20 protein-coding genes are annotated in these 13,344 nt (G+C 53.0%); all 20 read left to right on the forward strand.

Features of this window, described 5'->3' with window-relative positions:
• Positions 1-27 precede the first annotated feature (27 nt).
• Positions 28-558 (forward strand): 50S ribosomal protein L6, encoded by a 531-nt coding sequence (rplF, locus tag AAA927_RS10030; protein WP_338217719.1) that lies wholly within the window; start codon positions 28-30, stop codon positions 556-558.
• A gap of 92 nt (positions 559-650) precedes the next feature.
• Positions 651-1,010, forward strand: coding sequence for a 50S ribosomal protein L18 (gene rplR, locus AAA927_RS10035; RefSeq protein WP_125582043.1), 360 nt, complete (start codon positions 651-653; stop codon positions 1,008-1,010).
• Positions 1,011-1,031: 21 nt separating this feature from the next.
• Complete coding sequence (gene rpsE / locus AAA927_RS10040; protein WP_125582041.1) at positions 1,032-1,541, forward strand: 30S ribosomal protein S5; 510 nt, start codon at positions 1,032-1,034, stop codon at positions 1,539-1,541.
• Between the two features lie 11 nt (positions 1,542-1,552).
• Positions 1,553-1,738 (forward strand): 50S ribosomal protein L30, encoded by a 186-nt coding sequence (gene rpmD / locus AAA927_RS10045; RefSeq protein ID WP_125582039.1) that lies wholly within the window; start codon positions 1,553-1,555, stop codon positions 1,736-1,738.
• 30 nt (positions 1,739-1,768) lie between these two features.
• A complete protein-coding gene (rplO, locus tag AAA927_RS10050; protein ID WP_125582037.1) occupies positions 1,769-2,209 on the forward strand; it encodes a 50S ribosomal protein L15 in 441 nt (146 codons plus the stop codon).
• Positions 2,209-3,522 (forward strand): preprotein translocase subunit SecY, encoded by a 1,314-nt coding sequence (gene secY, locus AAA927_RS10055; protein ID WP_125582035.1) that lies wholly within the window; start codon positions 2,209-2,211, stop codon positions 3,520-3,522. Before rplO ends, secY begins: the two co-directional genes overlap by 1 nt.
• 25 nt (positions 3,523-3,547) lie before the next feature.
• On the forward strand, positions 3,548-4,204 hold the full coding sequence (locus AAA927_RS10060; protein ID WP_338217720.1) for an adenylate kinase: 657 nt from the start codon (positions 3,548-3,550) through the stop codon (positions 4,202-4,204).
• 131 nt (positions 4,205-4,335) lie between these two features.
• Positions 4,336-4,554: a translation initiation factor IF-1 gene (infA, locus tag AAA927_RS10065; RefSeq protein WP_054717703.1), complete on the forward strand. Its 219-nt coding sequence runs from the start codon at positions 4,336-4,338 to the stop codon at positions 4,552-4,554.
• A 54-nt stretch (positions 4,555-4,608) separates the two neighbouring features.
• Positions 4,609-4,728, forward strand: a complete 120-nt coding sequence (gene rpmJ, locus AAA927_RS10070; protein WP_125582031.1) for a 50S ribosomal protein L36 — start codon at positions 4,609-4,611, stop codon at positions 4,726-4,728.
• A gap of 26 nt (positions 4,729-4,754) precedes the next feature.
• A complete protein-coding gene (gene rpsM, locus AAA927_RS10075; protein WP_125582029.1) occupies positions 4,755-5,120 on the forward strand; it encodes a 30S ribosomal protein S13 in 366 nt (121 codons plus the stop codon).
• Between the two features lie 21 nt (positions 5,121-5,141).
• On the forward strand, positions 5,142-5,531 hold the full coding sequence (rpsK, locus tag AAA927_RS10080; protein ID WP_125582027.1) for a 30S ribosomal protein S11: 390 nt from the start codon (positions 5,142-5,144) through the stop codon (positions 5,529-5,531).
• A 113-nt stretch (positions 5,532-5,644) separates the two neighbouring features.
• Entirely contained in the window at positions 5,645-6,583 is a 939-nt protein-coding gene (locus tag AAA927_RS10085) for a DNA-directed RNA polymerase subunit alpha (protein WP_125582025.1), read from the forward strand.
• 21 nt (positions 6,584-6,604) lie between these two features.
• Positions 6,605-6,985 carry a 50S ribosomal protein L17 gene (rplQ, locus tag AAA927_RS10090; protein WP_125582023.1) on the forward strand — a complete coding sequence of 127 codons (381 nt, stop codon included), beginning with the start codon at positions 6,605-6,607 and terminating at the stop codon, positions 6,983-6,985.
• Positions 6,986-7,307: 322 nt separating this feature from the next.
• Complete coding sequence (locus tag AAA927_RS10095) at positions 7,308-8,141, forward strand: energy-coupling factor ABC transporter ATP-binding protein (RefSeq protein ID WP_338217723.1); 834 nt, start codon at positions 7,308-7,310, stop codon at positions 8,139-8,141.
• Entirely contained in the window at positions 8,117-8,983 is an 867-nt protein-coding gene (locus tag AAA927_RS10100; protein ID WP_338217724.1) for an energy-coupling factor ABC transporter ATP-binding protein, read from the forward strand. The genes AAA927_RS10095 and AAA927_RS10100 overlap by 25 nt, the downstream gene beginning before the upstream one ends.
• Positions 8,976-9,770, forward strand: a complete 795-nt coding sequence (locus tag AAA927_RS10105) for an energy-coupling factor transporter transmembrane component T family protein (protein ID WP_338217725.1) — start codon at positions 8,976-8,978, stop codon at positions 9,768-9,770. The genes AAA927_RS10100 and AAA927_RS10105 overlap by 8 nt, the downstream gene beginning before the upstream one ends.
• Positions 9,771-9,818: 48 nt before the next feature.
• Complete coding sequence (truA, locus tag AAA927_RS10110; RefSeq protein WP_204119673.1) at positions 9,819-10,562, forward strand: tRNA pseudouridine(38-40) synthase TruA; 744 nt, start codon at positions 9,819-9,821, stop codon at positions 10,560-10,562.
• Between the two features lie 106 nt (positions 10,563-10,668).
• Entirely contained in the window at positions 10,669-11,883 is a 1,215-nt protein-coding gene (locus AAA927_RS10115) for an MFS transporter (RefSeq protein ID WP_338217727.1), read from the forward strand.
• A gap of 175 nt (positions 11,884-12,058) precedes the next feature.
• Positions 12,059-12,505 carry a 50S ribosomal protein L13 gene (gene rplM / locus AAA927_RS10120; protein ID WP_125582010.1) on the forward strand — a complete coding sequence of 149 codons (447 nt, stop codon included), beginning with the start codon at positions 12,059-12,061 and terminating at the stop codon, positions 12,503-12,505.
• A 13-nt stretch (positions 12,506-12,518) separates the two neighbouring features.
• Positions 12,519-12,911, forward strand: coding sequence for a 30S ribosomal protein S9 (gene rpsI / locus AAA927_RS10125; protein ID WP_125582008.1), 393 nt, complete (start codon positions 12,519-12,521; stop codon positions 12,909-12,911).
• Positions 12,912-13,344: the final 433 nt, after the last annotated feature.

Genomic DNA, 13,344 nt, shown 5'->3' on the forward strand with positions numbered 1-13,344 from the left:
TCAATTTAAACAAAAGGAGGTGCAACTGTGAGTCGTATTGGTTATAAAACAATCACCGTGCCTGCAGGTGTGACCGTCACCAAGGATGGTGACAACATCACCGTTAAGGGCCCCAAGGGCGAATTGACTCGTGCTTTTGCCCCTGAGATCGAAATGAAGCAAGAAGGCACTGAAATTTCTTTCAGCCGCCCAGATGACTCGTTCAAGGCGCTGCATGGTACCATGCGTGCTAACTTGAACAACATGGTCGTTGGTGTGACCGAAGGCTACGTCAAGCAATTGAAGCTTGTCGGGGTCGGCTACCGTGCGCAAAAGCAAGGCGAAAAGCTGGTCTTGAACGTCGGCTACTCTCACCCAGTTGAGATGCAAGCACCAAAAGGCGTTGCGATTGACGTGCCAAGCAACACTGAAATCAACGTCAGCGGCATTTCCAAGCAGGTCGTCGGCCAATTCGCTGCCGAGATCCGCGCGGTCCGCAGCCCAGAACCTTATAAAGGTAAAGGGATTCGTTACGTCGACGAATACGTTCGGCGTAAGGAAGGTAAGACTGGTAAGTAGTCTTGCCAAGCTGCAACTAGGTAACTGGCTGCGGCAATTGTATCTGGGCCAATTCAGGCCCGTTAACGCAGTCTATTAAAGGAGTGAACATTGTGATTTCAAAGCCAGATAAAAACAAAACTCGGCAACGGCGTCACGCGCGCGTCCGGGGTAAGATTTCTGGTACGAGCGAGCGCCCACGCTTGAACATTTTCCGTTCTAACAAAAACATCTACGCGCAATTAATTGATGACGTAGCGGGTGTGACGCTAGCAAGTGCCTCCACTCTTGATAAAGAAGTTTCTGCTGATGACAACAAGACTGAGCAAGCAAAGGCAGTTGGCGCATTGGTTGCCAAGCGTGCCGTTGCTGCTGGTCACAAAGTAGTGGTCTTTGACCGTGGTGGTTACCTCTATCATGGTCGCGTGCAAGCTTTAGCTGAAGCCGCACGTGAAAACGGCCTTGAATTCTAATCAAAGGAGGATAACCAACACATGGCATCATACATTGATCCAAACCAACTAGACTTGGAAGACCGCGTTGTTTCGATCAACCGGGTCACCAAAGTTGTCAAAGGTGGCCGTCGTCTGCGTTTTGCAACGATTGCGATCGTCGGCGACAAGCATGGTCACGTCGGCTTTGGGACCGGTAAGGCGCAGGAAGTGCCTGAAGCGATTCGCAAAGCGGTTGAAGACGCGAAGAAGAACCTGATCGAAGTGCCGATCGTTGGCACCACGATCCCTCATGATGTGATCGGTCACTTCGGCGCTGGTGAAGTTCTGCTTAAGCCAGCCGTTGAAGGGTCCGGGGTCGCAGCCGGCGGCGCTGTTCGTGCCGTTATGGAATTGGCTGGGATCGCTGATGTGACCTCCAAGTCACTCGGCCGTAACACCCCAATCAACATGATTCGCGCAACGATGGACGGCTTGACCCAGCTCAAGACGGCTCAAGAAGTTGCTGACTTGCGCGGCGTGTCCGTTTCTCACTTACAAGAACAAGACTAGGAGGGCACATAATGGCTCAGTTAAAAATTACTCTGACTCGCAGTGCTGCTCACCGGTTGCCTAAGCAACGTAAAATTGTGAAGGAACTCGGTCTTGGTCGGGTGAACAGCTCTGTTGTAAAGCCTGACAACGCAGCCACTCGGGGTGCGATTTTCCAGATTTCTCACTTAGTTTCCGTTGAGGAAGTTAAGGACTAAAAACACTAAAGAAACGGAGGTGCCTAACGTATGAAGTTGCATGAATTAAAGCCTAACGACGGTGCACGTTCAAGCCGTAAGCGACTCGGCCGCGGAACTTCCAGCGGTCAAGGTAAGACGGCTGGTAAAGGGACGAAGGGTCAATTGGCTCGCCAAGGCGGCAAGACCCGGCTTGGGTTTGAAGGTGGCCAGATGCCACTGTTCCGGCGCATGCCAAAACGTGGGTTCAAGAACATCAACCGTAAAGTCTTTGCCGTGATCAACGTGCAAGACCTGAACCGGTTCGATGATGGGACCGAAGTAACCCCAACCGTGCTGGTTGAATCCGGCTTGGTTAAGAACGAAAAGGACGGCATCAAGTTGCTTGCGAACGGCAAGCTTGACAAGAAGCTGACCGTTAAAGTCAACAAGGCTTCCGAAGCTGCTAAGAGCGCAGTTGAAGCAGCAGGCGGTTCGCTTGAGGTGATGTAATGCTGAAAACCCTCGTTAACGCATTCAAAGTCAAAGACATCCGCAACAAGATTCTTTTTACTTTAGGCGTTTTATTGGTTTATCGTCTAGGGGCGCAAATCGCAGTACCGGGGGTCGACGCCAAAGCGTTGACACAGGTCGGCTCGACCGGCTTGATCTCCTTGCTGGACACCGTCAGTGGTGGTGGATTAGCGAACTATTCGATCTTCTCAATGGGGGTCTCACCGTACATTACGGCACAAATTGTGGTCCAGTTATTGCAAATGGACATTGTGCCGAAATTCGTTGAATGGAGCAAACAAGGTGAAGTTGGTCGGCGTAAGCTGAACCAAGTCACCCGCTATTTGACCATCTTCCTCGGTTTCTTCCAGGCCGTCGGGATTACTGCTGGCTTCCAGCAGCTATCCGCGTTGGGGTTGGTGAAAAATCCAACCGTCCAGACTTACGTGGTCATCGGCATTATCTTAACCGGTGGCACGATGCTGCTCACTTGGATGGGTGAACAAATCACTGACAAAGGGATCGGTAATGGCGTGTCCATGATCATCTTTGCTGGGATCATTGCCCGCCTCCCAAGCGGCATCCAGCAGCTGTGGCAAGACAACATCGCCAACAACAATGCCAGTGATCGCTGGCAAGGGGTGCTGTTCTTGGTTGCCTTGGCTATCATCTTGGTGCTGGTCATCACGTTTGTTACCTGGGTCCAACAAGCGAACCGGAAGATTCCGATTCAATATACACGCCGCGTGACGGCAGCCGGTAGCAATTCCTACCTGCCGCTGAAGGTTAACGTTGCCGGGGTTATTCCGGTAATCTTCGCATCGTCCTTCATCATCACGCCGCAAACCATTTTGATGGCTTTTGCGAACAAGTTTCAAGATGCCGGCTGGTATAACGCCTTGACGAGCGTCTTCAACATGCAAAAGCCGGCCGGGACGGCCTTGTATACGATTTTGATCGTCTTGTTCACGTTCTTCTATGCTTTCGTCCAGGTTAACCCGGAAAAGGTACAGGAAAACTTGATCAAGCAAGGCAGTTACATTCCTGGGGTTTGGCCAGGGAAAGAAACCGAAAAGTATCTTTCTGGCTTGCTGATGCGCTTGTCCACAGTTGGGGCATTGTTCCTCGGCTTCGTGGCCTTGCTGCCACAGCTGGCAGCCAACATTTGGGGTCTGCCACAATCAATCGGTCTGGGCGGGACAAGTCTTCTTATCGTGGTCATGACTGCGATTGAACTGGTCCGCCAGTTGGATGGGTTGTTGATGAAGCGGGAATACGTCGGGTTTATCCGCGACGATCTCGTGAAGGACTAGTGTCATATTAATAGGAGGAAGCAACGTGAATCTCATTTTAATGGGACTTCCAGGTGCAGGTAAGGGGACTCAGGCGGAACGCATTGAAGACGCCTATCCTGTTGCCCACATCAGTACGGGGGACATGTTCCGCGCCGCGATGGCTGCTGGTACCGAAATGGGCAAGCAAGCCAAAGCATTTATCGACAAGGGTCAACTGGTACCTGACGAAGTCGTTGATGGCATCGTCAAGGACCGCCTTGGTGAGAAGGATACCGATGAAGGCTATATGCTGGATGGGTTCCCACGGACCATTGCACAAGCTGAAGCACTTGAAACCATCACCAAAACATTGGCCAAGCCGATCGACGCGGTGATCAATATTGACGTTAAGCCGGATGTCCTGGTTGAACGCTTATCTGGCCGCTACATTTGCAAAAACTGTGGCGCCACCTACCATAAGCTGTACAACCCGACCAAGGTGGCTGACACCTGTGATCGTTGTGGTCACCACGAGTTCTTCCAGCGTGACGATGATAAACCTGAAACCGTGAAAAACCGGTTAAGGGTGAACATCGAAATGAACACACCGCTGCTTGATTTTTACGATCAGCGGCACCTGTTGTTCAACGTCAACGGCGACCAAGACATCGATCTGGTTTTCGCCGAGATCAAAAAGATCCTGGAGACGATCGCCCAGTAATCGTCTTTTGGCCACGGCCTGACTGTTTTCAAAGTGGTCGAATTATGTTACAATATCGCGGTATGCGCTGAGGCCAGATGTGGCTTCAACGTTTTCGCGTGTGATCCAAACAATTAGGAGGAATATATTTCGTGGCAAAAGACGATGTGATCGAAATTCAGGGCACCGTGGTCGATACTTTACCGAACGCGATGTTCAAAGTCGAGCTTGAAAATGGCGCGACGATTCTTGCGCATGTGTCAGGGAAGATTCGGATGCACTACATCCGCATTTTGCCTGGGGATCGTGTGACTGTAGAATTGTCGCCATATGATCTGACCAAAGGCCGGATCACCTACCGTTTCAAGTAATTTGCCAGAGTGCATGCATTCTGCAAGCACGTTTCCAAGAGGAGGCTACTAATCATGAAAGTACGTCCATCTGTTAAAAAGATGTGCGAGCACTGCAAGGTCATCCGCCGCAAAGGCCGCGTCATGATCATCTGCTCTGCTAACCCGAAACACAAGCAACGCCAAGGTTCATAATTCACTAAAATAGGAGGTGTCATCATATGGCTCGTATCGCAGGTGTTGACTTACCACGTGGTAAGCAAATCGTCATTGCGCTGACCTACATTTTTGGGATCGGCAACACGACCGCCAAGAAGATTCTGAAAGAAGCAGGCGTTCCTGAAGACGTCCGCGAAGAAGACTTGACTCCCGACCAGGAAGACAAGATCCGTGCAGCCGTCGACAACGTCAAAGTTGAAGGCGATCTGCGTCGTGAAGTTAGCCTGAACATCAAGCGGCTTCAAGAAATCGGCTCATACCGTGGCATGCGTCACCGTCGCGGTCTGCCTGTTCGTGGTCAAAACACCAAGAACAACGCCCGGACCCGTAAAGGTAAGAAGATTACCATCGCCGGGAAGAAGAAATAATTAAAAAGGAGGTAAGTATCGATGGCTGTAAGAAAAACCACACGCAAGCGCCGCGTTCGTAAGAACATTGAAAGTGGCGTTGCGCACATCCACTCAACGTTCAACAACACGTTGGTCATGATCACAGATCCTCGCGGTAACGCGATTGCTTGGTCTTCTGCTGGTGCCCTCGGTTTCAAAGGCTCCCGTAAGTCCACGCCATTTGCTGCGCAAATGGCTGCTGAAGCGGCAGCTAAGGAATCCATGGAACATGGCATGAAGTCTGTTGAAGTTGCCGTCAAGGGCCCAGGCTCCGGTCGTGAAGCTGCGATTCGTTCGCTCCAGGCAACTGGTCTTGAAGTGACCGCGATCCGCGATGTGACCCCAGTGCCTCATAACGGTTCTCGTCCTCCGAAGCGTCGTCGTGTGTAATTGTTTACCCTATTTTGGCAACGCTTGGTCGCCAAAATTGCGGCAAACCGCACCGGTTTGCCACGTGCTGGGAAACAAGGTTCACTTCTCGTTTTGAAAGGGGTACAGACTAGATGATCGAATTTGAAAAGCCGAACATCACAAAGGTTGACGAAAGCACCAACTACGGCAAGTTTGTGGTCGAACCGCTAGAACGCGGCTACGGCACCACATTGGGCAACTCGCTGCGGCGGATTCTGCTCTCTTCTTTGCCAGGTGCTGCGGTTTCTAACATCCAAATCGATGGCGTGCTCCATGAGTTCTCCACGATTGACGGGGTGCTGGAAGACGTTACGCAGATCATCCTGAACATCAAGAAGCTTGCTTTGAAGATGCATTCGGATGAAGATAAGACCGTCGAGATCGACGTTGAAGGTCCGGCTACCGTGACCGCCGCCGATATCGTCACAGACAGTGATGTTGAGGTATTGAACCCCGAACAGTACATTTGTACCGTTGCCGAAGGGGGCCACTTCCATGTCCGCATGACCGTTCGTACGGGTCGCGGCTACGTGGCTGCAGATCAAAACAAGACCGAAAACATGCCGATCGGTGTGCTCCCAATCGACTCGATTTTTACCCCAATTAGCCGGGTCAATTATCAAGTTGAAAGCACCCGTGTCGGTCGCCGGAATGACTTCGATAAGCTGACGTTGGATGTTTGGACGAACGGTTCGATCTCTCCGCGTGAAGCCATCAGCTTGGCGGCTAAGATTTTGACCGAACACCTCGACATTTTTGTTAACTTGACTGATGAAGCCAAAAACGCCGAGATCATGGTCGAAAAAGAAGAGACCCACAAGGAAAAGATGCTTGAGATGACCATCGAAGAGCTCGACTTGTCTGTCCGTTCTTACAACTGCTTGAAGCGTGCTGGTATCAACACGGTTCAGGAGTTAACCAACAAGACCGAAGCCGATATGATGAAAGTACGGAACTTGGGCCGCAAGTCGCTTGAAGAAGTTAAAAACAAGCTGTCTGATCTGGGTCTGAGCCTACGTAAGGAAGACTAATACACAAAAGGAGGCCAATCCATGAGTTACCGGAAATTAGGGCGCACAAGCTCACAACGTAAAGCGTTGCTGCGCGACTTGACGACGGACCTGATCGTGAACGAACGTATCACCACGACCGAAGCCCGCGCCAAGGAAATTCGTTCCACCTTTGATAAGATGGTCACACTGGGCAAGCGTGGCGATCTCCATGCTCGTCGTCAGGCGGCTGCATTCCTTCGCAACAAGATTGCTGACGTGAAGGAAGATGGTGACAATGTTGTTGTTCAGTCTGCTTTGCAGAAGCTGTTCAGTGATGTTGCCCCACGTTATGCTGAACGTAACGGTGGCTACACCCGCATCTTGAAGATGGGTGCTCGCCGCGGTGATGGCGCACAACTGGTGATTATCGAAATGGTTTAAACCATTTGATGAACCGAATTTCAAAACCGAATCGACCCTAGTGGCCGGTTCACTTTGATCATTTGATCGATGGAGCGTTACGATGTTGGCTACCGAAGGGTATGGACATTCGTCCCAGGGGCAACCCTGCCGAGTCTAGCTTGCGAGCACCGGGCAACCGGTGTCTCCATCTCAAATGATTTTTTTATACATAGAATCGGCTGGGGCAGATGCCTCAGCTTTTTTAGTGGCTGAACGTTTGCAGGCCCAGCGAGCAGCGTTAAAATATGGTATCATGATTGACAGTTGTGATTGTTTGCAAACCGCTCAAGGAGGCAGCGCTGTGGCTTTGATCGACATCGAACATCTGAATTTTGCTTATCCGGATCAAACCAAACCGGCCTTGCGCGATGTCTCGCTGCAGGTGAACGCCGGGGAGTGGGTGGCCATCATTGGTCATAACGGCTCTGGTAAAAGCACCTTAGCCAAGAATATTAACGGACTACTCGCCCCGGCGTCGGGGCAGGTGACCGTGGCCGGCCTGCCTTTGACCGAAGCCAACGTCTGGGCGATTCGTGAAAAGGTCGGCATCGTGTTCCAAAACCCCGACAATCAATTCGTGGGTGCTACGGTCCAAGATGATGTGGCCTTTGGCTTGGAAAACCGAGCGGTGCCGCGACCGGAAATGGTCACGCGCGTTCACGATGCCTTGGCGCAAGTGAACATGTTGGACTTTGCCACGCGGGAGCCGGCGCGCCTTTCTGGTGGCCAAAAACAGCGGGTGGCGATTGCTGGCATCATTGCGCAGCGGCCGGAGATCATTATTTTGGATGAAGCCACCTCAATGCTGGATCCGGCAGGGCGGGCAGAAGTGCTGGCTTTGATCCAACAACTGCGGGCACAAACCAATATGACCGTGCTGTCGATCACCCATGATGTCGATGAAGCCGCCTCGGCCGACCGGGTCGTGCTGTTAAACGATGGTGAAATTGTGGAGTCTGGCACCCCGGCCGAGATTTTTACCCATGGCGAGGAATTGCTTGCTTTGGGGTTAGACGTGCCTTATCCAGAGCGGCTCAAGGCCGCTTTACGTCGCGCCGGGGCCACGATGCCGAAGGACTATCTTGATGAAGAAGGGCTGGTGAACTACCTGTGGACATTACATTCGACCATGTAAGCTTTACCTATCAGGCAGGGACCCCCTTTGCCGGTGATGGTTTGAAAGATGTTTCCGTCACCATCAAAGATGGCAGCTACACGGCCATCATCGGCCACACTGGTAGTGGGAAAAGCACCTTGTTGCAGCACCTGAATGCTTTACTCAAACCCACCAATGGGACCGTCACCATTGGGGATTTTAAAATCACCAATGAAACCTCCAACAAAAACCTCAAGCCGTTGCGGCAGAAAGTCGGCATGGTCTTCCAATTCGCGGAAAATCAGCTGTTTGAACAAACCGTGGCCAAAGACATTGCCTTTGGGCCGAAGAACTTTGGCGTCAGCGAAGAAGAAGCCTTGAAGTTAGCGGCCCAGATGGTCAAGCTGGTGGGCTTGCCGGATTCCGTGCTGGAAAAGTCTCCGTTTGATTTGTCAGGCGGCCAAATGCGCCGGGTGGCGATTGCCGGTGTGCTGGCGATGCAGCCGGAAGTATTAGTCCTGGATGAACCCACTGCTGGGCTGGATCCGGCGGGTCGCAATGAAATGATGGCGATGTTTCAGCAGCTCCATGAAACCCAGGGGCTGACCATTGTGCTGGTGACGCATTTGATGGACGATGTCGCTGACTTTGCCGATCAGGTGCTGGTGATGGATCAAGGCCAGCTGATCAAAACTGGCAGTCCCCGGACGATTTTTGCCGACCCAGCGTGGCTGACGGCGCACCAGCTGGGTTTGCCGAAAACGGCCCAAATGGCGCAGGCGTTGACGGCTAAAGGCTTCCAGTTTGATCCGCAGCCGCTGACCACCGAAGAGCTCGCGCAGCAGCTGCTGCCGCAAATCGGAGGTGGCGCCCATGACTAAGCTGCTGCTCGGGCGCTATTTGCCTGGTGATTCCTGGGTGCACCGCCTGGATCCGCGAACCAAGTTAATGGCCAGTTTTTACTACATTGGCATTATCTTTCTCGCCAATAACTGGCAATCCTATTTGCTGATGTTCGTGGCGACCATGGTGATGGTGGCCCTGTCCAAAATCAAGCTGGGCTTTTTCCTGCGCGGCGTGCGCCCGATGATCTGGCTGATTTTGTTCACGGTCGCCTTGCAGATCTTCTTTACCAAAGGTGGCACGGTGTACTGGTCCTGGGGCTGGCTGGCGATTACCCAGTATGGCCTGACCAACGGGGCGTTCATCTTTATGCGCTTCGTGCTGATTATTTTCGTGTCGACGCTTTTGACGTTGACCACCCAGCCCCTGTCCTTAGCGGATGCGGTGGAGTCGCTGCTCAAGCCCTTGCGCCGGATCGGCGTGCCGGTGACTGAGCTGGCACTGGTGCTTCAGATTGCCTTGCGCTTTGTGCCGACCTTGATGGATCAAACCACCAAGATCATGAATGCACAGCGCGCGCGGGGCGTCGATTTTGGCTCCGGTAACTTGTTCCAGCAGATGAAGGCGGTGGTGCCGCTGCTGATTCCGTTGTTCGTGGATAGCTTCGGCATTGCTGAAGATTTGGCGACGGCGATGGATGCGCGCGGGTACCAAGGCGGCGATGGTCGGACCAAATTCCGGATTTTGCAGTATCACCAGCCCGATATCGTGACGGGCCTGGCGATGGTGCTACTGACCCTGGGACTCGTGTTCTTAAGAGCTTGATCATTTTGACGTGAGGGGCAGCCCTCACGTCTTTTTAGAGGGAAAACAATGACACATTACAAATTAACCTTGGCCTATGACGGCACCAAGTTCGCGGGCTATCAAATTCAACCGCGGCAGCGGACAGTGCAAGGGGTGCTGGAAAAAGCGTTAGGCAAAATGGCCAAGGTCGATCATATCCATGTCGATGGTTCCGGCCGCACTGATTCTGGCGTGCATGCCTTGGGCCAGGTGATTTCGTTTGATTACCCGGGTAATATTCCTGAACGCTCCATGATGCTAGCGATGAATTCCTTGATGCCGCTGGACGTGGAAATCTTGAAGGCGGAAATTGTGCCGGCGACTTTTCATGCCCGGTACAGCGCCAAAGGCAAGCGCTATGTGTACCGTGTGGCGCGCGGCCGGTTCACCGATCCGTTCAACCGCCTGTATACCGGGCACTATCCGTATCCACTGGACTTGGACCGCATTCGCGAGGCGCTGAAAGATGTCGTGGGCACTCATGACTTTACCAGCTTTGCCGCCAGCGGTGGGGTGATTGAAGACAAGGTACGCACGATCTATGAAGCCACGGTGCAGGATGACCCCGCCCACAATGAAATCCGCTTTGAGTTTTACGGCAATGGGTTTTTGTACAACATGGTGCGCATTCTGGTGGCGACGCTTTTGGAAATCGGCAATGGGCGGCGGGCAGTCCATGATTTTCAGCGGCTTTATCAGGTCAAAGACCGCCAGCAAGCCCGCGGCACCGCGCCGGCGTCAGGCTTGTATCTGAAGGAAGTCTATTACTAGCTGGCAGTTTTCTATTGACAAGACACCCTTTGTCCGGCAAAATAAGTCCCATCAGCGCTAGTGTCTTGACACCGGCGCTTTTTGATTAAAAGGGGGATTTTTGCTGATGGAAACAACCAAACCGGCAGGGCTGCGGGCCCATGCGCGTTTGATTACTGGGGTCGGGGTGGCCTGGCTGTTTGATGCCATGGATGTGGGGATGCTTTCGTTCGTGATTGCGGCAGTGCACGAAGAGTGGCAGCTGAATCCGGTGCAAATGGGCTGGATCGGCAGTATCGGTAGCATTGGCATGGCAATCGGAGCAATTGTCTTCGGCATGCTGGCTGACCGGATCGGCCGCAAAACCGTGCTGATTGTTACGCTCTTGATTTTCTCACTTGGGTCGGCTTTGTCAGCGCTGGCCACGGGGTACGCATTTTTCATGGTGCTGCGGCTCTTGATTGGCATGGGGCTGGGTGGGGAGTTGCCAGTGGCGTCGACACTGGTATCAGAAAGCGTGGCGCCTGAGCACCGCGGCCGCAGTGTGGTGCTACTGGAAAGCTTTTGGGCGGCTGGGTGGCTGCTGGCAGCGCTGCTGTCCTATTTTGTCATTCCGCACTGGGGCTGGCGGGTCGCCATGGTGATCACTGGGTTGGCCGCCGTTTATGCGTTCTACTTTCGGGAAGGGATTAAGGAGTCGCCGGTGTACCTGACCAAAAATGTCCAGGCCAAGCCGCGCTTTTGGCCCACCTTCTTGAAGTTGTGGCGGCCGCCGTATCGCCGGGCGACGCTCATGCTGTGGGTGGTGTGGTTCATGGTGGTCTTCTCGTATTATGGCATGTTCCTGTGGCTGCCCAGCGTGATGGTGCTGAAGGGCTTTTCCCTGATTAATTCTTTCGGCTATGTGCTCGTGATGACGTTGGCCCAGCTGCCTGGATACTTTGTGGCGGCGTGGCTGATTGAAAAGTGGGGGCGCAAACCGGTGCTGGGCGGCTTTTTGTTCGGCACGGCGCTAGCTGCCCTTGGCTTCGGATTGGCGACGAGTTTGCCGATGCTGCTGATTTCTGGCATGTTGCTATCGTTCTTCAACCTTGGGGCGTGGAGCGCTTTGTACGCGTATTCGCCAGAGCAATACCCGAGTGTCATTCGCAGCAGTGGGTCTGGCTTGGCGGCCGGGATTGGTCGTATCGGTGGGATTGTCGGGCCGCTGTTGGTGGGCACGATGATTGGCCACGGTGCCGCACTGCCGGTGATTTTTGGCATCTTCACAGCTGCAATTTTAGTTGCAGTGGTGGCAGTCTTCACTTTGGGCTCGGAGACCATGGGCCAACCACTCGACTAAATTGCCATTGGTGATCGGTGAAACACCTCGCTGATGTTTTTTCTGAAATCGGTGCCCTTGGAAGATTGACTTTCAAGGGTATTTTTGATAGATTAGTACCTGGTATTGTTTGCCCCACATAAGCCCCGGAAACTTATAGGTGTCAAACAGCACAGAATATTGGAGGAAACAAATCGTGCGTACAACATTTATGGCTAAGCCAGATGAAATCGAACGTAAATGGGTCCTGATCGACGCGACTGATATCAGTCTTGGTCGTCTGGCCTCAGTTGTTGCGACCGTTTTACGCGGTAAGAACAAGCCAACCTACACCCCTCATACTGACGTTGGTGACAACGTGATTGTGATCAATGCAGGCAAGCTGAAGCTTACCGGCCGCAAGGCGACCGACAAGATCTACTATCACCACAGTCAACATCCAGGTGGTTTGAAGCATGAAGTTGCGGGTGACCTGTTGAAGGACAACCCAACTCGCTTGGTCGAATACGCCGTTAAGAAGATGCTGCCAACCAAGAACACGCTTGGTCACCAGCAGTTCTTGAAGCTTCACGTGTATGCAGGTGAGGAACACCCACACACCGCGCAGAAGCCGGAAGTACTCGACATCACGAACCTAATTTAAGGAGGACACAACTGTGGCAGAAGTAGCATACAGCGGCACAGGTCGCCGCAAAAATTCGGTTGCCCGGGTCCGCTTGGTTCCTGGCACCGGTAAGATTACGATGAACGGCAAAGACGTTCACGATTACCTTCCATACGAAAACCTGATCCTCGATTTGACCCAGCCATTCGGTATCACCGAAACGACTGGCGCCTACGATGTTCTGGTTAACGTTAACGGCGGCGGTTTCACCGGCCAGGCCGGCGCAACCCGTCACGGCATCGCTCGTGCATTGCTCAATGTAGACCCGGACTTCCGCGGCCCACTGAAGCGTGCCGGCATGCTCACCCGTGACCCACGGATGAAGGAACGTAAGAAGTACGGTTTGAAGAAAGCCCGCAAGGCGAGTCAATTCTCCAAGCGTTAATCTTTCGTTCAAGGTATTTAAAAGTAAGCTTGCCCTGGTGGCAGGCTTATTTTTTTGCGTTCGCGGAGGCGGGTGGTGCGGCGCCGGGGACGTGGTGGTCCGGCTGCGGGGGCCGGCTGGAGCCACAGGGCGGTCTCCAGCCTCAAATACAAGCCAGCATCGCGCATGCGCGCTCAACGCTGTCTTTTATTTGCCCCCAATCATCACAGGAGGAGCCTGCCAAGTGCGCAGTCTCCTCGTGTGATGATTGTTTCGCGGTCGGACCGCCACGCCCCTCTGCCGCACCACCCGCCTCTGCTGGATAACGGTGAAAGGGTGTCGTTGCGCTTGAAAGGTTCGTCATCACTGGCAGCATTTGGCATCAAGTACCACAAGCTGCTGATATACCTCACAGTAATGGGTTTCATTCACCATTTTAATCCGAAGTTAACGT

The sequence above is a fragment of the Lacticaseibacillus salsurivasis genome (genome assembly GCF_036246225.1).
Lineage (GTDB): Bacteria > Bacillota > Bacilli > Lactobacillales > Lactobacillaceae > Lacticaseibacillus > Lacticaseibacillus salsurivasis.